This window comes from Heterorhizobium halophytocola (assembly GCF_017873095.1).
GTDB lineage: Bacteria > Pseudomonadota > Alphaproteobacteria > Rhizobiales > Rhizobiaceae > Allorhizobium > Allorhizobium halophytocola.
Genome location: NZ_JAGGJU010000011.1, coordinates 160,255 through 179,647, shown reverse-complemented (window position 1 = coordinate 179,647; position 19,393 = coordinate 160,255). Strand labels below are relative to the sequence as shown.

The 19,393-nt window shown below is 63.0% G+C and carries 16 protein-coding genes; 6 read left to right on the top strand and 10 right to left on the bottom strand.

The annotated features are described in order from the left end of the window. Positions 1-15: 15 nt before the first annotated feature. Together J2Z17_RS19375 and J2Z17_RS19370 are read right to left on the bottom strand one after the other, a co-directional pair. The gene (locus J2Z17_RS19375) at positions 16-1,797 is read right to left on the bottom strand and encodes an ABC transporter ATP-binding protein (RefSeq protein ID WP_245224234.1); all 1,782 of its coding nucleotides are present in this window, start codon (positions 1,795-1,797) and stop codon (positions 16-18) included. Positions 1,798-2,064: 267 nt separating this feature from the next. Next, the gene (locus J2Z17_RS19370) at positions 2,065-2,838 is read right to left on the bottom strand and encodes a hypothetical protein (RefSeq protein ID WP_209947294.1); all 774 of its coding nucleotides are present in this window, start codon (positions 2,836-2,838) and stop codon (positions 2,065-2,067) included. Between the two features lie 300 nt (positions 2,839-3,138). Here J2Z17_RS19370 and J2Z17_RS19365 point away from each other — a divergent pair, with 300 nt between their 5' ends. Then, the gene (locus tag J2Z17_RS19365; protein WP_209947293.1) at positions 3,139-4,803 is read left to right on the top strand and encodes an electron transfer flavoprotein-ubiquinone oxidoreductase; all 1,665 of its coding nucleotides are present in this window, start codon (positions 3,139-3,141) and stop codon (positions 4,801-4,803) included. A 122-nt stretch (positions 4,804-4,925) separates the two neighbouring features. On the opposite strand, the gene J2Z17_RS19360 is transcribed toward J2Z17_RS19365, so the two are convergent. Beyond that, positions 4,926-5,999: a heme-binding protein gene (locus J2Z17_RS19360; RefSeq protein WP_209947292.1), complete on the bottom strand. Its 1,074-nt coding sequence runs from the start codon at positions 5,997-5,999 to the stop codon at positions 4,926-4,928. Between the two features lie 314 nt (positions 6,000-6,313). Here J2Z17_RS19360 and J2Z17_RS19355 point away from each other — a divergent pair, with 314 nt between their 5' ends. Together J2Z17_RS19355 and J2Z17_RS19350 are read left to right on the top strand one after the other, a co-directional pair. After that, positions 6,314-7,417: a branched-chain amino acid aminotransferase gene (locus tag J2Z17_RS19355; RefSeq protein WP_209947291.1), complete on the top strand. Its 1,104-nt coding sequence runs from the start codon at positions 6,314-6,316 to the stop codon at positions 7,415-7,417. 160 nt (positions 7,418-7,577) lie between these two features. Further along, positions 7,578-8,186 carry a L,D-transpeptidase gene (locus tag J2Z17_RS19350; RefSeq protein ID WP_209947290.1) on the top strand — a complete coding sequence of 203 codons (609 nt, stop codon included), beginning with the start codon at positions 7,578-7,580 and terminating at the stop codon, positions 8,184-8,186. A 75-nt stretch (positions 8,187-8,261) separates the two neighbouring features. Here the strand turns inward: J2Z17_RS19350 and J2Z17_RS19345 are convergent, their stop codons facing one another. Further along, positions 8,262-9,185, bottom strand: coding sequence for a DMT family transporter (locus J2Z17_RS19345; protein WP_209947289.1), 924 nt, complete (start codon positions 9,183-9,185; stop codon positions 8,262-8,264). Between the two features lie 124 nt (positions 9,186-9,309). Here J2Z17_RS19345 and J2Z17_RS19340 point away from each other — a divergent pair, with 124 nt between their 5' ends. After that, positions 9,310-9,789, top strand: coding sequence for an Lrp/AsnC family transcriptional regulator (locus tag J2Z17_RS19340; RefSeq protein WP_209947288.1), 480 nt, complete (start codon positions 9,310-9,312; stop codon positions 9,787-9,789). A gap of 5 nt (positions 9,790-9,794) precedes the next feature. Here J2Z17_RS19340 and J2Z17_RS19335 read toward each other — a convergent pair whose 3' ends face one another. After that, the gene (locus J2Z17_RS19335; protein WP_209947287.1) at positions 9,795-11,024 is read right to left on the bottom strand and encodes an MFS transporter; all 1,230 of its coding nucleotides are present in this window, start codon (positions 11,022-11,024) and stop codon (positions 9,795-9,797) included. A 261-nt stretch (positions 11,025-11,285) separates the two neighbouring features. Between J2Z17_RS19335 and J2Z17_RS19330 the strand changes: the two genes are divergently transcribed. Then, complete coding sequence (locus J2Z17_RS19330) at positions 11,286-12,239, top strand: diacylglycerol/lipid kinase family protein (protein WP_209947286.1); 954 nt, start codon at positions 11,286-11,288, stop codon at positions 12,237-12,239. An 88-nt stretch (positions 12,240-12,327) separates the two neighbouring features. On the opposite strand, the gene J2Z17_RS19325 is transcribed toward J2Z17_RS19330, so the two are convergent. The 4 genes from J2Z17_RS19325 to J2Z17_RS19310 form a co-directional block, all read right to left on the bottom strand. After that, a complete protein-coding gene (locus tag J2Z17_RS19325) occupies positions 12,328-13,932 on the bottom strand; it encodes an ABC transporter ATP-binding protein (RefSeq protein WP_209947285.1) in 1,605 nt (534 codons plus the stop codon). Positions 13,933-13,935: 3 nt separating this feature from the next. Beyond that, complete coding sequence (locus tag J2Z17_RS19320) at positions 13,936-15,057, bottom strand: ABC transporter permease (RefSeq protein WP_209947284.1); 1,122 nt, start codon at positions 15,055-15,057, stop codon at positions 13,936-13,938. Beyond that, the gene (gene oppB / locus J2Z17_RS19315; RefSeq protein ID WP_209947283.1) at positions 15,050-15,973 is read right to left on the bottom strand and encodes an oligopeptide ABC transporter permease OppB; all 924 of its coding nucleotides are present in this window, start codon (positions 15,971-15,973) and stop codon (positions 15,050-15,052) included. The genes J2Z17_RS19320 and oppB overlap by 8 nt, the downstream gene beginning before the upstream one ends. 64 nt (positions 15,974-16,037) lie before the next feature. Continuing rightward, positions 16,038-17,633, bottom strand: a complete 1,596-nt coding sequence (locus J2Z17_RS19310) for a peptide ABC transporter substrate-binding protein (protein WP_209947282.1) — start codon at positions 17,631-17,633, stop codon at positions 16,038-16,040. Between J2Z17_RS19310 and J2Z17_RS19305 the strand changes: the two genes are divergently transcribed. Next, the gene (locus J2Z17_RS19305; protein ID WP_209947407.1) at positions 17,609-17,953 is read left to right on the top strand and encodes a hypothetical protein; all 345 of its coding nucleotides are present in this window, start codon (positions 17,609-17,611) and stop codon (positions 17,951-17,953) included. The genes J2Z17_RS19310 and J2Z17_RS19305 overlap by 25 nt on opposite strands. Positions 17,954-17,980: 27 nt before the next feature. Here J2Z17_RS19305 and J2Z17_RS19300 read toward each other — a convergent pair whose 3' ends face one another. After that, on the bottom strand, positions 17,981-19,234 hold the full coding sequence (locus tag J2Z17_RS19300) for an ROK family transcriptional regulator (RefSeq protein WP_209947281.1): 1,254 nt from the start codon (positions 19,232-19,234) through the stop codon (positions 17,981-17,983). Positions 19,235-19,393 lie beyond the last annotated feature (159 nt).

Here is a 19,393-nt window from a genome sequence, read left to right as displayed (position 1 = left end):
CGTGGGCCTTTCCGCTTAGATCCGGGCCTGCGCCGCATAGAGTGCGGCATAGGGACCGCCCGCCTGCAGCAGGTCGTCGTGGCGTCCCTCTTCGGCGATGCCGTCGGCCGTCAGCACCACGATCCGATCGGCCCGGCGCACGGTCGACAGGCGGTGGGCGATGACCAGGGTCGTGCGTCCGCTTGCCAGATCGAGCACGGCCGTCTGCACCGCCTCCTCGCTTTCGTTGTCGAGGGCGCTGGTTGCCTCGTCGAAGATCAGGATCGGCGGGTCCTTGAGGAAGGCGCGGGCAATCGTCAGTCGCTGCTTTTGCCCGCCCGAAAGCTTGACGCCGCGTTGTCCGATATCGGTCTCGTAACGATCGGGCAGTCTCATGATGAAGTCGTGGGCGTTGGCAGCCCGGGCCGCTGCGACGACTTCAGCATCCGTGGCCCCCGGACGTCCATAGCGCAGGTTTTCCGCAACCGTGCCGGCAAACAGGTAGACATCCTGCTGAACGATGCCGACCGCCCGGCGCAGCGAGGGCAAGGTCACGTCACGGATATCCCGCCCGTCGATCTCGATTGCCCCTGCGGTGACATCATAGAAGCGCGGCAGAAGGGCCGCGAGCGTGCTTTTGCCGACGCCGGACGCGCCGACAAGTGCCACGAATTCGCCAGGCGCGATGGTCAGGTTCAGCCGGTTAAAGACAGGTGCATGTCCTGCCCCATAGACAAAGCCGACATCGCGAAAGGCGATCGCCCCGCGCTGTACGTCAAGGGCGGTCGCATCCGGTCGCTCGACAATCTCCGGCCTGACGGCCAGAATCTCCTGCGCCCGCACGAAACCGGTCCAGCCCTCCTGGATCACCCGGGTGACATTCGCCATGCGCTTGATCGGGTCGACCAGCACGCCGACGCAGAGCAGGAAGGTCAGCATGTCTGAAAGGGTCAGGGCACCGATGGCGATGCGCCAGGCACCGAGCGAGACGACGGCGATGGTGACGAACTGGGCAAAACCTTCGCTACCGGTGTAGAACAGCATGTCCGCCCAGTAGCCGTCGCGCCGGCTTTGCAGGAACCGGTCGTTCTCGCGCGCGAAGCTGTCCCGCTCCATCGCCTCGGCGGTATAGGACTGGACCACCCGGATGCCGCCCAGCGTGTCCTCCAGCCGTTCGTTCAGTTCGCCTGCCTGCCGCTTGCTCTTCGACAGCGCGCGATGGATCAGGCCGTTGCAATAAAGGGTGTAGGCGATGGCGAAGGGCAGGGTGGCGGTCACCAGAAGGCCGAGCGGCCAGTCGAGATAGATCAGGATGGCGCTTGCCCCGACAAGCTTGAGCGCGATGATCAGCAGGTCTTCCGGTCCGTGGTGGAACAGTTCGCCCAGCCAGAACGTGTCGGTGGTGATGCGGCTCATCAACTGGCCGGTGCGGTTGCGATCGTAGAAACCGAAGGACAGCGACTGGCAATGGTCGAACAGTTCCTGACGCACGCGCGTTTCGAGGCGCGCGCCGAGCCAGTGTCCCTGATAGTCTACCACCATGCCGGCACCGGACTGGACGACGACAAGCCCGAGCATGACGAGCCCGGCGGTGACGATATGGCGGACAAGTTCGGACGACGCCTGCCATTCGCCGAGATGGCTGGTGACGTGATTGACCGTCAACGGCAGGCCGAGCGCCGTCAGTGCGATCAGGATCGCAGCCCCGATATCGGCTGCGACCATCGGCAGGTGAAAGCGGTAATAGCCGAGAAAGGCCCTAAGGTTTGAAAGACGCCGTGCCGGCGCCACGCGTTCGGCGTAGCCGAGCGTCTGCATCTGAATGGACGACATGATGCTTCATATCCATGATTTCAAAGGAGAGGTTTTGCGCGGATATGAAGCTTTTCATCGGTACTCTCCCGTTTTTCGAAATGCTGTCGGGCCAGATTAGCGCATCGGTTGTCCTTGGCAAGAGGCACGGTATTCCGCGCCTCAGGCTATCGAGTATGATGATCTCGGCGGATCGGTCAGGCGTGTCCGTCCGGATCGCGGTGAATGGCGGCCGCCGCTGTCGTGGTGGTGACCGCCATCCTGCAACGCATGTCAGACCTTCGCGGCGATCTTGCTGGCCTGCACCACGAGTTTCTTCAGGTCCGCAAGGGCATTGATGACATTGTCTCCACCGGCGTCGGCGGGCAGCCGCTTGCCGAGATTGGCCCATGGCAGGAGCGGTTCGAGCGCGATGCGTACCGCCTTCCACTGCGGGGACCTGTCAGGAAAGCATTTCTGCAGGTTGGCCAGGTTTTGCGTGATGTCGCGTGCGGCGGTCTCGATGCCCTTGTTGAATTCCGTCACATCGGGTTTGCGCTCCTGGATGGCGACCCACATCAGGGCCTTCTTTGCCGCACCCGGCATATAAGCCTTGTATTGCTTGGGGTCGCTGATCTGCTTCATTCCCTTGGCCATGGTGACGATCCCGTCGTCTCCCGCCAGATCCTTGTTTGCTTCCAGTTGACCCTCGGCGGTCGTGATACAGGCCTCGATGTCCTTCGCCAGGATGTCGAGAAGCGATACCAGTTCCTTCTTGGTGGTTTCTTTTGCCGCCTCGGCCTTGAGCAGCTTGACGTAGTCTGCACCGCTTTTGGTTGCGGCATTGATGGCCGCTTCGAACTCCTTGATGGCCTGGAGCCGCTTGGCGCCCTGTGCGGAGCTTATCTTTGCATAGGCCTTGTCCATCTTGTCGAAGGCGGTGGACACGCCGCTGCCCTTGCGGAAGACGCCATAATATTTTTCAGAGGGCTTCTTCTTGCCGCTCTGCTGTTCGAAATACGTCTTCTTCGATTCCCATTCCGCTTTCCATTGGCCGATCATTGCCATTTGCCATGCTCCTGTCTTGCGTGAATCTGATCGCTTCTGGGGGCCTGCAGCGGACAAAAAGGTTCATCGGCCGCTCGGGAACCCTGCCGTGCCGGCAGGGCGGGCGCGGGACCCGGAGCCCGGATAGCGACTTCGCTGCAAGTCGCATTGACGTGAACGTAAACGGAAAATATTCTCTGCCGGAATAGGTGGCCTTGGAAATTTCAAGACAGCGGGTGTCGCCGTGTGGCTCGACAAGTGGCCCGGGTTTTGCCAAGGAGGGAGCCGACGATTAGGGGTTCGGCCGAGCGGAGAGCGGAAATGACTGAAGACATGGAATTGCCCGAGCGCGAAAGCATGGAATTCGACGTGGTGATCGTCGGTGCGGGACCTGCCGGCCTGTCGGCGGCCATCCGGCTGAAGCAGATCAATCCGGACTTCTCCGTGGTCGTGCTGGAAAAGGGCGCAGAGGTCGGTGCGCACATTCTCTCCGGCGCGGTGGTCGATCCGATCGGGATCGACAAGCTCTTGCCCGACTGGCGTGATGACACCGATCATCCGTTCAAGACGGCGGTCACGGCCGATCATTTCCTGTTCCTCGGCCCGGCCGGGTCGATCCGCCTTCCCAACGCCTTCATGCCGCCCCTGATGAACAATCACGGCAATTACATCGTGTCGCTCGGCAATGTCTGTCGCTGGCTGGCGATCAAGGCGGAGGAACTCGGCGTCGAGATTTATCCGGGCTTTGCCGCAACGGAGCTGCTCTACAACGAGGCCGGTGCCGTCATGGGTGTCGCCACCGGCGACATGGGCATCGAGAAGGACGGCACGCCCGGCCCGAACTTTACCCGCGGCATGGAACTGCACGGCAAGTACACGTTGATCGGCGAGGGCGTGCGCGGCTCGCTGGCCAAGCAGCTGATCGCCCGCTTCGACCTCTCCAAGGACCGCGAGCCGCAGAAATACGGCATCGGCCTGAAGGAACTCTGGGAAGTGAAGCCCGAGCACCACAAGCCGGGCCTGGTACAGCATTCCTTCGGCTGGCCGCTCGACATGAAGACCGGTGGCGGCTCCTTCCTCTATCACCTCGAGGACAATCTCGTCGCCGTCGGCTTCGTCATGCATCTCAACTACAAGAATCCCTATCTCTTCCCGTTCGAGGAGTTCCAGCGGTTCAAGACCCATCCGGCGATTGCGAAGACTTTCGAGGGCGGCAAGCGCATCTCCTATGGCGCCCGCGCGATCACCGAAGGCGGCTACCAGTCGGTGCCGAAGCTGTCCTTCCCGGGCGGCGCGCTGATCGGCTGTTCCGCCGGTTTCGTCAACGTGCCGCGGATCAAGGGCAGCCACAACGCCGTGCTCTCGGGCATGCTGGCGGCCGACAAGCTGGCGGACGCCATCGCCGCCGGCCGCGCCAATGATGAGCCGGTTGCAATCGAGGCCGAATGGCGCGCAACCGCAATCGGCAAGGACCTGAAGCGGGTCCGGAACGTCAAGCCGCTCTGGTCGAAATTCGGCACGGCGATCGGTATCGCTCTCGGCGGCATCGACATGTGGACCAACCAGCTGTTCGGTCTGTCGCTGTTCGGCACGCTCGGCCACGGCAAGACCGATGCGGCGAGCCTGGAACCGGCCGCCAACCACAAGAAGATCGACTATCCCAAGCCCGACGGCGTGCTGACCTTCGACCGCCTGTCCTCGGTGTTCCTGTCGAACACCAATCACGAGGAAAACGAGCCGGTGCACCTGCACGTCAAGGACATGGCGCTGCAGAAGCAGTCGGAACTCGGCGTCTATGCCGGTCCGTCGACGCGCTACTGTCCGGCCGGTGTCTATGAATGGATGGAGAAGGATGGCGAGGAGGTCTACGTGATCAACGCGCAGAACTGCGTCCACTGCAAGACCTGCGACATCAAGGACCCGAACCAGAACATCAACTGGGTGCCGCCGCAGGGCGGCGAGGGGCCGGTCTATCCGAACATGTAACGGCGAATGACCGTCCCGACTGCCGGACCTGTATCGCCGGCGAAGGGCCGTTCTTCCCGAAAAAGCGTTCGAAGGCGGCCCCTGGGGCCGCCTTCCTCGTTATGGTCCGCCATTGGGGGCTGTTACTCGACGCCCTTCATCGAGGCCGCCGGGGTCGTGAGATACTGGTCGTAGCGGGCGATCTCGGCCATCGGGACCGGCTTGTTGATCGTGCGCTGCATGGTGTTGATGCTCACATGCGGCCACTGGATCAGGCCCGGCATCCCATCGCGGCGACGGAAGAAGTCGAGCATCACGACCTGGGCATACTGGATGACCAGCACGGTCTCGCCGTTCTCGTCCTTTTCGTCCAGTTCGTGGATCCAGAAGATCGAGCGCAACTGCGAGGCATTGGCCGTCCTCGTGATGAACGGGATGTTCAACACCCCGCCGCTTTCCAGCGTCGAGTCGAAATCCAGCACCGTCGTCCTCAGGATCGGCAGGGCCGCTGCCGCATCGCGCAGCAGCTTGGTCGGATCGACCGGATCGAACAGCCCTTCGAACAGGTTGTGGTGGAAATGCTTGTAGGGGTCGAGATAGGCGGGGTTGGCCGGATCGACCGGGGTCATGACCTCGTCCTGCGGCCCGAGCCCGATCGGCAGCCCGCCGAAGACCGGAATGTCCGGCGGCCCCTCGATTTTCGAAGTGCGACCGAGTGCCAGCACGGAATCGCCATGCGGAATGGTGCCGAGACGGGCGACCGTCAGGTCGTTGGTCACCATGTTCAGCATGTTGAGAAACAGCCCGGGCTCATGGTGGATCGGTTTCGGCACGGTGCGCGTCAGCCCGGAATTCGGAAAGTCGTCGATGGCGATCTGCGAGATCGCCTGCTCGTAATCGAGCGCCACCAGCGTCTGGTCGCCGTTGACCGGGTCCGGCCTGATGCCGAGACCGCGATTGGGCACGCCCTTGTCGGCAAGGCTGACGGTCAGCGTCTCGTTGTACTGGTTGACCAGCAGGCGATAGGGCGCCGTGCCGGGCGGGCCACCGCTAAAGGGCAGGGCGATCATGTTCCAGCCCCTGCCGGGAAAGCGGCCTTCATTGCTCCACACCCCCGGCAGGTTCATCAGCGGACCGAGCAGTTCGTCCCCGCTCTGGGCCGGTTCGATGCGCCGGGTCATGGTCTGGACTGCAGAAATTCTGTCTTGTCTGAGCATGGTCATTCCCCTTGGTTTATTGATCGCCCATGATAAGACGGCGGGGGATGAGCGGTTAGCGCGCGCCCGTGAAAAAGCCGCAACTTAATAGTGATTTCCGACCGGACGGAGCGCGAGTAATCGTGAATGCAGACCTTAGGCAGTGCTCGCGCCGCGTGACGCTACGGAAAGCAATGTGATCAGAAATCTCCGCCGCTGTACCAAAAACTGCGCGAAAGGCACTTGCCACGCAAGATTTGGAGGTCTAAGCGGTTTCTCTCTATAAAAGGTCAGTAAGGCTGACCGACCGAAACGAGCCGAAAGACGACATTCCCATGCGCACCGAACAGCAGACGCTCACCTTCGATATCACCAGCAATGCCCAGCCCATGGCCGAGGCCGATCGCCTCGAGGCGTTCAAGGCTCTCGGCTTCGGCACGCTGTTTTCGGATCACATGACGGTGGTGCGCTGGAGTGCGGATCGCGGCTGGCATTCTGCGGAAGTGACCGCGCGCGCGCCCTTCCCGATGGATCCGGCCTCGGCGGTGCTGCACTACGCCCAGGAGATCTTCGAGGGGATGAAGGCCTACCGCACGGCGGATGGCCAGGCCGTGCTCTTCCGCCCCGACCAGAATGCCGAGCGCTTCAACCAGTCGGCCAAGCGCATGGGCATGCCTGAAATTCCCGAAGCCCTGTTCGTCGAAGCGGTCCAGAAGCTGGTGGCGACCGATGCGAAGTGGATCCCGGAAGGCGAGGGCAGCCTCTACCTGCGGCCCTTCATGTTCGCCAACGAGCCGTTTCTGGGCGTGCGCCCGTCGCGCGAATTCATCTTCTGCGTCATCGCCTCCTCGGTCGGTCCCTATTTCAAGGGCGGCGCCAAGCCGGTGACGATCTGGACCTCGCAGAATTTCACCCGCGCTGCCAATGGCGGCACCGGTGCGGTCAAATGCGGCGGTAATTATGCCGCAAGCCTGATCGCCCAGGCGGAAGCGGCCGAGCAGGGCTGCGACCAGGTGGTCTTCCTCGATGCTGCCGAACATAAATGGGTCGAGGAACTCGGCGGCATGAACGTCTTCTTCGTCATGCAGGATGGTACGCTCATCACCCCGCCGCTGAACGGCAACATTCTGCCGGGCATCACCCGCAAGTCGCTGATCCAGCTGGCGCGCGACGAGGGCATGACGGTCGAGGAGCGCGCCTATTCCTTCAGCGAGTGGCAGGCCGACGCGGCGAGCGGCAAGCTTAAGGAAGCCTTTGCCTGCGGCACGGCGGCGGTCGTCGCCGCCATCGGCAAGGTCAAGTTCCCGGGCGGCGAGTTCACGATCGCCGATGGCCAGACCGGCCAGACCACGACGCGGCTTCGCGATCTCCTCGTCAATATCCAGCGCGGCCGGTCGAACGATCGCTATGGCTGGGTCCAGCCCGTCCCAGGCCTCTGAAACAGACATTTTTGCGCGCGAACCGACACGCCGTCGGATCGCGCGCAGCATGCTGTCTTTTTTGCCGATACGTCCATCGTATTTGCGTCATTTAACTCCTGGTTAACCATAAAAACATTAGGTTTCCCTTGGGTTTGAATCAATCAAGGGACTTTGGGAAATGACAATTACGCGCCGCGGCTTGCTGATCGGCTTGCCGCTTTTTGTCGCCGGCTGCCAGACGAGCAACGACTTTGCAAACTACGGACCGGTCAAGGATGGCCCGTATGAGCTGAAGCGCATCCCGCTCGACAAGTTCAAGCCGGACCTTCGGCGCCAGGAAGTCGCTTACGAAACGACCGAGAAGCCGGGCACCGTCGTTGTCGATACCCCCGCCAAACGTCTCTACTATGTCCTCGGCAATGGTCGGGCGATCCGCTACGGCGTCGGCGTCGGCAAGGAAGGCCGTCAGCTGCGCGGCAATGCCTATGTCGGTCGCAAGGCCGAATGGCCGACCTGGACCCCGACCCAGAACATGATCAACCGCGACGCCCGCAACCGTCAATATGCCGGTGGCCTGCCGGGTGGCCCGAGCAATCCGCTCGGCGCACGCGCCATGTATCTCTACCGCGACGGTCACGACATCATGTTCCGCATCCACGGCACAAACCAGCCCTGGTCGATCGGGCAGGCCATGTCGTCCGGCTGCATCCGCATGATGAACCACGACGTCATCGACCTCTACAACCGCGTCGATGTCGGCGCCAAGGTGGTCGTCCACCAGGCCTGACAGAGCCTAAGGTCGCCCGTTTTCAAAGCCCCTTTGTCCTGTGGCAGAGGGGCTTTTTGCCGTCCCGCGTGCTGGTCAGGAAGCCGGCAATCGTGACCGGCGCGACAGCAGGCCGGTGGACAGCAGCACCCCAAGCCCGGTCAGGATCGCTGCCGCATAGCTAGTCCAACCGACGGGTTCGCCCAGCAGCATGGCGCCGCCAAGGGCGGCCGCCACCGGCGTGATCGCCGTATAGGCCGCCGCCTGCGTGCCCCCCAGCGTGCGCACCGCAGCCCCGTAAAGCACGGTGGCCAGGAGGCCCGACATCAGCCCCTGGGTGACGACCTGCAGGCCGATTTCCGACAGCGGCGCCTCGGTCATGTGAAAGCCGAGAAAGGGCAGCAGCGCCAGATTGAGCATGGTCGACCAGAAGCACAAAAGCGCGCCGCCCTCGAAGGCGGAAAGCCCGGAATGGCGGAAGGCATGGGTATAGACCGCCCAGAGCGTCGCGCCGATCGGCAGGATGACATAGGACCGCCAGGTAAGGCCCGCATCGCCCAGATTGCCGGCAAGCAGCAGAAGTCCGCCGCCCAGAATGGCGACCATGCCCAGCCGGCGCATGCGGTCCGGCCGCTCGCCCAGCACCGCGATCCCCAAGAGCGCCGTCATCAGCGGCATCGTGCCGGGCAGCAGCACGCCGGCGGCCGAGGCCGGCGTCGAATGCATACCGAAGGCCACGACCTGGAAGAAGGGCGCACCCGATCCGCAGATCATCAGAATCAGCGGCAATTTCTTCACGCCTTTCGGCCAGATGCCGATCTTCAGCAGGACAGGGGAGAGCGCAAGGGCCGGAATGCCGTAGCGCAGAAGGCTGAGGTCGAGCGGATGCAGCGCCGTGCCGACGCTGTGGCGGGTCGAGATCAGCCAGGCAGCCCAGATCAGCACGACGGATAGCGCGGCGGCGGCACCGAGGCCGGGACTGAGGGTCGGGCGGGATGGATTGATGTCGGCAACGGTCATTTCGGCTCTCTTTTGGATTGCCAGGAATTTATCCGAGCCGCCCTGGCATGTCCTTGCTATTTCTGTTGTCTGCGTATCTGTTTTTGGCAGAATGACGCTTTCGATGGGGCATTGAGGAGATAATATGCCAAAACTGGACGAATACGATATCGCCATCCTCGATCTGCTGCAGGCCAATGCACGGGCGACCAATGTCGAGATCGCCGAGAAGGTGAACCTGTCGCAGTCGCCCTGTCTGCGGCGCATCAGGCTGTTGGAAGAGGCTGGCCTGATCCGCGGTTACCGGGCCGAGCTGGACCGTCAGGCGGTCGGGCTGGAACTGACCGTCTTCGTGTCGTTCAGGGTCATCCGCCACAGTCGCGACACGGCGCAGGAATTCCAGGACGCGCTGGCCCGTATTCCCGAGGTCGTCGCCATTCACATGATTTCCGGCGAGGCCGATTTCCTGGCCGAACTGGTGGTCGAGAACCTGGCTGCCTACGAGCACCTTCTGACCGAAAAGCTTCTTGTCCTGCAGCAGGTTACCGACATCCGTTCGAGCTTTGCGATACGCTCGGTGAAGACCGGCGGGGCGCTGAAACTGCCCCGGCCGGCGGCCGGTTGAGCGGCTCAGGCCGCCGCCGTCTCGCGCCGCTCGACCAGGACCGAAATCAGGAAGACGGCCAGGCCGAGGGCCGAGCAGGCGGCACCGACGAACCCGGTTGCGCCATAGCCGTAGCCCCAGGTGATCACCACGCCGCCGAGCCAGGCGCCGAGCGCATTGGCAATGTTGAAGGCCGAATGGTTGGAAGCGGCGGCAAGCGTCTGCGCATCGGCTGCCACATCCATCAGCCGGGTCTGCACGGCCGGGCAGGCGGCAAAGCCGCAGCCGGTCAGAAAGACGCAGATGAACAGCATGACCGGATTGGACGCCGTCAGCGAGAAAATCGTCATCATCACCACGTTAAAGGCGAGCATGGTGCCGATGGTGCCCTTCAGCGAATAATCCGCCATGCGGCTGCCGAGCACATTGCCGACATTCATGCCGACGCCGAACAGCGCCAGCACGATGGCAACGGTGCTTTCCGGCAGACCGGCCGTGTCGGTGGTGGTCTTGGCGATATAGCTGAAGATCGAGAACATGCCGCCAAAGCCGATCGAGGCGACGGCCAGCGTCAGCCAGACTTGCGGACGGCCGAAGGCACCGAGTTCACGACGCACCGATGCGCCTTCTGCCACCCGGTCCCGGGGCAGATACAGTGCGATCAGCAGCACGGTGAGTGCCGCAATCGCACCGACCAGGGTGAAGGCTGCGCGCCAGCTCATCCACTGGCCGAGCAGGGTGGCGAGCGGCGTGCCGACGAGGGTTGCGATGGTGAGACCGAGCATCATGCGGCCGACCGCACGGGCGCGCCGGTTCGGCGGTACCATGGAGGCGACCACCAGGGCTGCCACGCCGAAATAGGCGCCATGCGGCAGGCCGGTGATGAAGCGCAGCGCGGTGAAGGTGGCGAAATCCGGCGCCATGGCGGAGAGAAGATTGCCGCCGGCAAAGGTTCCCATCAGCATCAGCAGCAGCGTCTTGCGGCTGAGCTTGGCGGCCAGCACCGCAATCACCGGCGCGCCGACCACGACACCGATCGCATAGGCCGTGATGACCCAGCCGGCATCCGGCACGCTGACGCGGTAGGTATCGGCGACGTTCGGCAGGAGGCCCATGATTGCAAATTCGCCGGTGCCGATACCGAAACCGCCGGCGGCCAGCGCCAAGGATACCAGAAGCGCGAGCGTTGGGGTGATTTGCGCGCGCGTGTCAGTCTGGGCGATCTCGTTCGCCGGGTCGAATGCGGTGTCGGTCATGAACCTGTCCTGGAAGGTGGGCGGATTACCCTTAGGGATGCCGGAGACGTATCTGATCCGGTGCGTCTGGCGCGGACTTTAGCATGTTATGCTGCGCTGCGTCATCGGCAAACAATTCCCCTTGCGTAATTTCCATGCTCTGATGCAGGCAGGCCGCAACCAACCGGGCGATGAGGCGTTTCATCGAGGGCGTCACCGCCGGTCCGGCGGATCGGTGTGCCCGGGGACACATATCTTAACCGGAGGTCGCAGACAGCCGCCATGAAATTCAAAGCCGTATTCAACCGCGATGGCGGAACCTTCCGGACCACCGACATGGAGGCCTATTGCCAGCGCGTGCATGCGGTCTTCGAGGGCGCCGGGCATCGGCTTGATTGCCATATCGTCGAGGGCAAGGATATCATTTCCGCTCTGGAACAGGCCTTTGCCGACAACAGCATCGAGGGCGTGATTGCCGGCGGCGGAGATGGCACGATTTCGGCCGCTGCCGGTCTTGCCTGGAAGAGCGGCATTCCGCTCGGCGTCGTGCCGGCCGGTACGATGAACCTGTTTGCCCGCGCGCTCGCCCTGCCGCTCGACATCGAGGCGGTGCTGGAGACGCTGGCCGGCAGCCCGGTGCGCAATGTCGATATCGCCACCGCCAATGGCCGCCCCTTCGTCCACCAGTTTTCCGCCGGCATGCATGCCCGCATGGTGCAGACCCGCGACAAGATGGAATTTGCCTCGCGCCTCGGCAAGATGCGCGCCAGCCTGCAGGCCATTCTCGGCGTAATCGCCAATCCGCCGCGGCTGGAAGTGCGTTTCGACGCGCAGATCGCCGGCGATCTAAGTCGCGATGCGCACAAGGTCTCCGCGGTCTCGATCTCCAACAATCCGTTCGGTGAAAACGCGCTGATGTTCACCGACGATCCGGCTGGCGGCCAACTCGGCATCTATATCACCGAGCCCCTGGATACCGCCGGCGCCCTGCATCTGGCCTTTGACCTGATGCGCGGCAAGCTGAAGGAAAACGAGGCGGTGCATCACGGCACGGCAAGCCGGGTGGAGCTTGAATTTCCAAAGCACCGCAAGTCGGTCACCTGCGTTATCGACGGTGAATTGCTCGACATGCCGCCGGAACTCGAAATCCTCCAGCATCCCGGCGAGCTGAAGGTGTTCTCGCCGCAGGTCGCGGTCGGCCAGACCGACGAATTTCCGCGCGCCGCCGGCCTTTGACCTTGGCGACAGTAGCCGCCTGACGGACCTGACCCAAAACGCCCGGGATTGCTCCCGGGCGTTTTGGGTTGGCGCCGTGATCGCGGTCTCAGTTGGTGAACGCGGCGGCGATCAGGTCTCGCGTATAGGCTTCCTGCGGATCGGCGAAGATCTGCTCGGTCGAACCCTGCTCGACGATCTTGCCGTTCTTCATCACGATCACATGGTCGGAAATCGCACGGATCACCGACAGGTCGTGACTGATGAACACATAGGACAGTCCATGTGCGTTCTGCAGGTCGCGCAACAGCTCGATCACCTGGCGCTGCACCGACCGGTCGAGCGCCGAGGTCGGCTCGTCGAGGATCACCACTTCCGGCTTCAGGATCATCGAGCGGGCGATCGCGATGCGCTGCCGCTGGCCGCCGGAGAACTCGTGCGGATAGCGGTTGCGGGCATCGGGATCGAGCCCGACTTCCTTCAGTGCTGCGATGGCGCGGATGTCGCGCTCCCCCTTCGACAGGTCGGGCTCGTGCACATAGAGGCCCTCGGTGATGATCTCGCCGACCGTCTGGCGCGGCGACAGCGAGCCATAGGGATCCTGGAAGACGAGCTGCATCTTGCGGCGGAAGGGGCGCATGGCCGAGCGGTCGAGATTGGTGATCTCGCTGCGGTCGAAGCGGATGTGCCCGTCCGCATCGAGCAGCTTCAGCAGCGCCCGGCCAAGCGTCGACTTGCCCGAGCCGGATTCGCCGACGATGCCGATCGTCTGGCCGCGCCGGAGCGTGACATTGACATGATCGACGGCGCGGAAGGCGCGGGTCGACTTGAAGAAGATGCCGGTGGAGATGTCGAAATCGACCGTCATCTCCCGGCCCTCGAGCACCACCGGTGCGTCGGGCAGGGGCGGGGCCTTGGTGCCGGTCGGCTCGGCCGCCAGCAGCATCTTGGTATAGTCGGCGGTCGGCCGCTCGAAGATGTCGTCGCGGCTGCCCTGTTCGACGATCTCGCCCTTGCGCATCACCACGACGCGGTCGGCCACGTGCTTGACGACGCCGAGGTCGTGGGTGATCAGCACGATCGCCATGCCGAACCGCTTCTGCAGGTCGGCCAGTAGCTCGAGGATCTGCGCCTGGATGGTGACGTCGAGCGCGGTGGTCGGTTCGTCGGCGATCAACAGGTCCGGCTCGTTGGCGAGCGACATGGCGATCATCACGCGCTGGCGCTGGCCGCCGGACATCTCGTGCGGATAGCTGTCGATGCGCCGTTCGGGATCGGGGATGCCGACGAGGTTCAGCAGTTCCAGCACCCGCTCGCGCGCCTTCGCCTTCGACAGGCCACGGTGGTAGATCAGCGGTTCGGAGATCTGCTTGCCGATCGTGTAGAGCGGATCGAGCGAGGTCATCGGCTCCTGGAAGATCATCGTGATGCGCGAGCCGCGCACCCCGTTCAGCGTCGAGAGGCTCGCGCCGACCATTTCCGTCTCGCCGTAGCGCGCCGAGCCGGTGGTCGCGCCGTTCTTGGCCAGCAGGCCCATGATCGCCATCATGGTCTGGCTCTTGCCGGAACCGCTCTCGCCGACGATCGCCAGCGTTTCGCCCTTCTTGACGTCGAAGGAGACGCCCTTGACGGCGTTGACCTCGCCATCCGGGGTTTCGAAATTGACCTTCAGGTCCTGGACCGAAAGCACGGTGTTGTTGTCGTGATTATCCATGGCTTACCGGTCCTTCGGGTCGAGCGCGTCGCGCAGGCCGTCGCCGACGAAGTTCAAGGAGAACAGCGTCAGCACGAAGAAGATCGACGGGAAGATCAACAGCCAGGGCGCGCCCTGGATATTGGCGGCGCCTTCCGAGATCAGCGAACCCCAGCTGGCGAGCGGCGCCTGGACGCCGAGACCGAGGAAGGAGAGAAAGCTCTCCGTCAGGATCACGTGCGGCACCACGACGGTGACGAAGACGATCACCGGGCCGATGGTGTTCGGAATGATGTGCCGGCGGATGATCTGCCAGTCGGTCAGTCCGAGCGCCTGGGCGGCGCCGACGAATTCGCGGCGTTTCAGCGACAGGGTCTGGCCGCGCACGATGCGGGCCATTTCCAGCCATTGCACCGCGCCGATGACAATGAAGATCAGCACGATCGATCGGCCGAAGAAGACCACCATCACCACGACGAGGAAGACGAAGGGCAGCGAATAGAGGATCTCGACGATGCGCATCATGATGTTGTCGACGCGCCCGCCGAGATAGCCCGAGGTCGCGCCGTAGATGACGCCGATGCCGAGCGAGACGAGCGAGGCGGCGATCCCGACGGCGATCGAGATCTGCCCGCCGAGCATGACGCGGACCAGGAGGTCGCGGCCATTGGTGTCGGTGCCGAAGGGGAAATATTCCTGATCGACATGGCCGGTCAGCACCATCGACAGCTGGTCGGGTGCGGTCTCCTTGATCTCGGTATTGCGGAACTCGTTGACCCGGTTGAAATAGCGGATCGTCCGCTCGTCGATCGGCCGCTTCGAGGTGATGGTGGCGGTGAACGCCCCCTTTTCGACCTTGAAGCTTTCGAGATCGACGCGGGCCCGCTTTGCGGCGCTGGTCGCCACGTCTTCCAGGCTTGCCGGATCGGGCCGCGGCGACAGGCTCGGCGGCTCTGTCACGTAGGACGAGAACACCTGGTCGTAATTGTGCGGCACGAAGAACGGGCCGAGATAGGAAAACAGGGCAATCAGCGCCAACATGATGGTGCCGGCCATGGCCGGCCTGTTGCGGCGGAAGCGCAGCCAGGCCAGTTGTCCGAGGCTGCGGCCCTGAACGTCTTTGACGAGGACGGTGGGATTAGTCATGACGGACCCTCGGGTCGAGCAGGCCGTAGGCGATATCGACCAGTAGGTTGAAGACGATCACGAACACGGCAACGAGCACCACCGTCGCCATGACGAGCGGGTAGTCGCGGTTCAATGCGCCGATTACGAAAAACCGGCCGATGCCGGGAATGGTGAAGATGGTCTCGACCACGGCCGAGCCGGTCAGGAGCGCCGCAGCCGCCGGCCCGAGATAGGAGATCACCGGCAGCATGGCGCCGCGCAGCGCATGGGTCAGCACCACGACGCGCGGCGGCAGGCCATAGGCCCTGACCGTGCGGATATGGTCGGTGTTGAGCGATTCGATCATCGAGCCGCGGGTCAGCCGGGCGAACACCGCCAGCTGCGGCAGCGCCAGCACGGTGATCGGCAGAGCCAGATAATAGGGCGAGCCCGTGCCCCAGCCACCGGCCGGCAGCCAGGACAGCATCAGCGCGAAGAGCAGGGTCAGCACCGGACCCATGACGAAATTGGGGATGGTCACGCCGATGGTGGCAAAGCTCATCAGGCCGAAATCGATGGCGCCGTTCTGGCGAAGGGCTGCGATCGTGCCGAGAATGATGCCGCCGATCAGTGCCAGCAGGATGGCGATCGAGCCGACTTCCAGCGAATAGGGCAGGGCCTTGCCGATCAGTTCGGCGACCGTATTGTCCTTGTAGACGAAGCTCGGGCCGAAATCGCCGCGCAGCGCGTTGCCGATATAGCTGACATATTGGCGCCAGAGCGGCTCGTTCAGATGATAGGTCTTGTTGAGAAGTTCCATCGTCTGGGGCGGAAGCGGCCGTTCGAGGTCGAAGGGCCCGCCGGGCGCGACCCGGATCAGGAAGAAGGAGATCGTGATGACGACGAACAATGTCGGAATTGCACTCATCAACCGTCTAAGGACGAAGCTCAGCATGGTCTAACAATGGACGCGCGACCAGCACCGCCACCGCGCGTCCATCTCCCGTTTCTTGGTGTGGTTATTCGGACAGGCTCAGGAACTTCGAGCGGTGGTCGTTCACCGCATTGTCCTGCCAGCCCTTCACACGAGACGAGATCATCCAGAGCTCTGCCTGGTTCATCAGCGGCGCGATCGGCTGATCGTTGACCACCAGCTGTTCGGCTTCGTTCATGGTCTTCATGCGCTCGGCCTGATCCTGCTGCGTGTAGGACTTCTTCATCAGCTCGTCGAACTTCGGGTTGACGTAGTGCGAGTAGTTGAAGGTCTTGTTGAAGGAGAGCAGCAGATAGAGGAAGTTCTCCGGATCGGCGTAGTCCGCCGCCCAGCCGGCACGGGCCACATCATACTTGCCGCCCTGCTTCAGGTAGGCGTAGTGCGAGGCCACGTCGAGGTTCTGCAGCTGCACGTTGACGCCGAGCGTGGTCTTCCACATGTCGGCAACGGCGGTCGCAACACGCTCGTGGTTGGTGTTGGTGTTGTAGCGGATCGTCAGGTTGAGCGGCTTGCCGCCTTCGCCGTAGCCGGCTTCCTTCAGCAGTTCGACGGCCTTGTCCTCGCGGTCGATCTGCGACATGTCGGCCCAGTCCGGCTTGGCCAGCGTGTAGCCTTCCATGCCCGGAGGCACCATCGAATAGGTCGGCAGATAGGCGCCGTTGAAGATTTCGTCGGTCAGGAAGTCGCGGTCGACGGCCATCGACAGGGCGGTGCGCACCTTGACGTCGTCATAGGGCGGGTTCGTCATGTCGAAGGTGTAGTAGTAGGTCGACAGCGACGGGCTGACATGGACCTGGTCCTTGTACTTCTCGCGCAGGCGCTTCAGCTGTTCGGCGGAGAAGTTGTAGACGGTGTCGAGTTCGCCGGCTTCGAAGCGGCGGATCGCAGCCGCGTCATCCTCGATCGGGTAGAAGATCACCTTGTCGAGCTTGACGTTGGCAGCGTCCCAGTAGTTGTCGTTCTTGACGGTCGTCAGGCTGTCGTTCGGCACGTGGGCCTGCAGCGTGAACGCGCCGTTGGACAGCATGTTGCCAGGCTTGACGAAGTCGTTGCCGTATTTCTCGTAGTTGGCCTTGCTGATCGGCAGCGCGGTGTAGTGCGCCATCAGCTGCAGGAAGAAGGGGGTCGACTGCTTGAGGGTGATCTCGAGCGTCTTGTCGTCGATCGCCTTGACGCCGAGCTGGTCGACCGGAGCCTTGCCGGTGTTGACCTCTTCTGCGTTCTTGATCGGGTAGAGCAGGGTCGCGTATTCCGCGGCCGTCTTGGGGTCTTCCTCGCGCTGCATGGCGAAGACGAAGTCTCCTGCCGTCAGCGGCGAGCCGTCGGACCACTTGGCGTTCTCGCGAATGTGGAAGGTGTAGACCGTACCATCTTCCGAAACGTCCCATTTTTCGGCTGCACCCGGCTTGATCGTGCCGTCGGGGCCGAAGATCGTCAGGCCTTCGAGCAGGTCATAGATGATGAAGCCCTCGATGTTGATCGAGATATGGGCCGGATCGAGCGAGGTCGGTTCGCCGGAATTGCCGCGGTGGAGAACGGCTTCTGCAAGGGCCGGGCTGGCGGCGGCCATGAGCGAACCCATGAGCAGGGCGATGCGTGCTATTTTCGTTGATTTGTACATTAGTATCCCCATTATGGCTGGATGACGCGCCGGTAGAGATTGGAAATCCGCGCCAAACTCAAGAGGCGTCCTGTTCTCTTCTTTATATCTTTTTCCGCTTGGATAAGGTGGCCCGGCGCATGGCAGGATGCAATCTATCGCGTTTTCCCGCGCCGTCTTCCCCAAAAAAACAAAACTGGTGGCTTCTGGTGATGTTTTTTGTCGCAGACGGGCTTTTGACGAGCGAATTTGCGGCACTGCACAGGCTGTCGCTCGTCCACAACTTCTTGTGCCGCCTGTGGATAAAATTTGGTCAGCCGGCAAAAATGCTGCGCAATTGAGCAAGACCAGCGCGCCTCGTCAGTGGCTCATACCCGGCGATCCTCGTCGGCGTTGATGTCCTTGAACACCACCGTCTGGTCCGTGTGATAGCGGGCGAAGATCGGCAGGTTGGCGCCGCCGATGGCGCGGGCCTGCGGGCCGACCTTGCCCTCGACGATATAGGGCATGACGATGCCCTGCAGGTCGAGCCGTCCCAGTTCGTTGATCGTGGCGGCCACCAGCCGGCGGCGCACCCATTCGGGAAAGCCGCCATCGATCACGGCTGCGGAAAAGTCGATGATCGCGCAGGCGGCGACAATCGCCTGGGCAAGCGCTGCCGCGCAGTCGGCAATCCAGATGTCGAGCGGTTTGCCGAAATCGATCCATTCGTCTGCCGCATACCACAGCGGCTGAGGATCGATGCCGCGCTCGCGCAGCAGCTTTTCCAGCACGAAGATCGAGGCGATCTCCAGCAGCTGCTTCGTCTCACCATGCTTGTTGCGCACCGGCAGCGGCGCGATCGCGCCGGCCGTCCCGGTGCGGCCGAAAAAGATCGACGAGTTGAGCACGATGCCGCCGCCGATGAACGAGCCGATATAGAAATAGACGAAATCGGAATAGCGGGGCCCGAGCCCGAAAACCAGTTCGGCGCCGCAGGCACTGGTCGCGTCGTTCTGCAGGAAAACCGGGTAGGAGAGCCGGGCCGAGACCTCCGCCTGCAGGTCGAAACTGCGCCACGCATCCATGACGCCATCCGGCGCCCCGACTTCGCCGGCCCAGTTCCACAATTCGAATGGGGCGGCGATCCCGAGGCCGGCAATGGCCGCCTGCTGGCCCGCGTTCAGCTCGGCTTCCAGCGCTGCAATCCCGCCGGTTGCGATCGACAGGATGCGGCGGGGTTCCGGATAGGCATAGGTATAATGCTTGGCGTAGCGGATCTTGCCGATGAAATCCATCAGCACGAGGTCGGCGCTGCGCCGGCCGATCTTCAGGCCAAAGGAAAAGACGGCGTCCGGGTTTAGATACATCGGCACCGACGGCTGGCCGACCCGGCCGCGTAGCGGCTCGCCGCGCAACAGGATGCCGTCCTGCTCCAGAGAGCGCATGATCACCGACACGGTTTGCGCCGATAGCCCGGTGGCGCGCGCGATCTCGGCCTTGGAAATGCCCGGCTGCCGGCGGACCACGGACAATACCAGCCGCTCGTTATAGGCCCGCACACGCACCTGGTTGGCACCGCCGCCGGCACTGACGACGGTTTCCTGATCGTCCGCGGACGACCCGTTCCCGGACTGCGGCATGGCACCCTCCCTCGGGGACGCAAGCGCGGCCCCACACCGGGAGAATGCCACCGGGTAATTAATAATTCAATCGGATTTATTTATTGACTTGGGATTTGACCGGTGTTCAAACTGCAAGCCGGAGGAGGGGCGAATTGAGGAGAAGTTCGCCTGCAGCGG

Bases quoted from the DNA above. Each gene is read 5' to 3' on its own strand.
- J2Z17_RS19360 (WP_209947292.1), bottom strand. From the start codon at position 5,999: ATGCTCAGACAAGACAGAATTTCTGCAGTCCAGACCATGACCCGGCGC.
- J2Z17_RS19365 (WP_209947293.1), top strand. From the start codon at position 3,139: ATGACTGAAGACATGGAATTGCCCGAGCGCGAAAGCATGGAATTCGAC.
- J2Z17_RS19350 (WP_209947290.1), top strand. From the start codon at position 7,578: ATGACAATTACGCGCCGCGGCTTGCTGATCGGCTTGCCGCTTTTTGTC.
- J2Z17_RS19325 (WP_209947285.1), bottom strand. From the start codon at position 13,932: ATGGATAATCACGACAACAACACCGTGCTTTCGGTCCAGGACCTGAAG.
- J2Z17_RS19335 (WP_209947287.1), bottom strand. From the start codon at position 11,024: ATGACCGACACCGCATTCGACCCGGCGAACGAGATCGCCCAGACTGAC.
- J2Z17_RS19340 (WP_209947288.1), top strand. From the start codon at position 9,310: ATGCCAAAACTGGACGAATACGATATCGCCATCCTCGATCTGCTGCAG.
- J2Z17_RS19320 (WP_209947284.1), bottom strand. From the start codon at position 15,057: ATGACTAATCCCACCGTCCTCGTCAAAGACGTTCAGGGCCGCAGCCTC.
- J2Z17_RS19370 (WP_209947294.1), bottom strand. From the start codon at position 2,838: ATGGCAATGATCGGCCAATGGAAAGCGGAATGGGAATCGAAGAAGACG.
- J2Z17_RS19310 (WP_209947282.1), bottom strand. From the start codon at position 17,633: ATGTACAAATCAACGAAAATAGCACGCATCGCCCTGCTCATGGGTTCG.
- J2Z17_RS19330 (WP_209947286.1), top strand. From the start codon at position 11,286: ATGAAATTCAAAGCCGTATTCAACCGCGATGGCGGAACCTTCCGGACC.
- oppB (WP_209947283.1), bottom strand. From the start codon at position 15,973: ATGCTGAGCTTCGTCCTTAGACGGTTGATGAGTGCAATTCCGACATTG.
- J2Z17_RS19345 (WP_209947289.1), bottom strand. From the start codon at position 9,185: ATGACCGTTGCCGACATCAATCCATCCCGCCCGACCCTCAGTCCCGGC.
- J2Z17_RS19375 (WP_245224234.1), bottom strand. From the start codon at position 1,797: ATGCAGACGCTCGGCTACGCCGAACGCGTGGCGCCGGCACGGCGTCTT.
- J2Z17_RS19355 (WP_209947291.1), top strand. From the start codon at position 6,314: ATGCGCACCGAACAGCAGACGCTCACCTTCGATATCACCAGCAATGCC.
- J2Z17_RS19300 (WP_209947281.1), bottom strand. From the start codon at position 19,234: ATGCCGCAGTCCGGGAACGGGTCGTCCGCGGACGATCAGGAAACCGTC.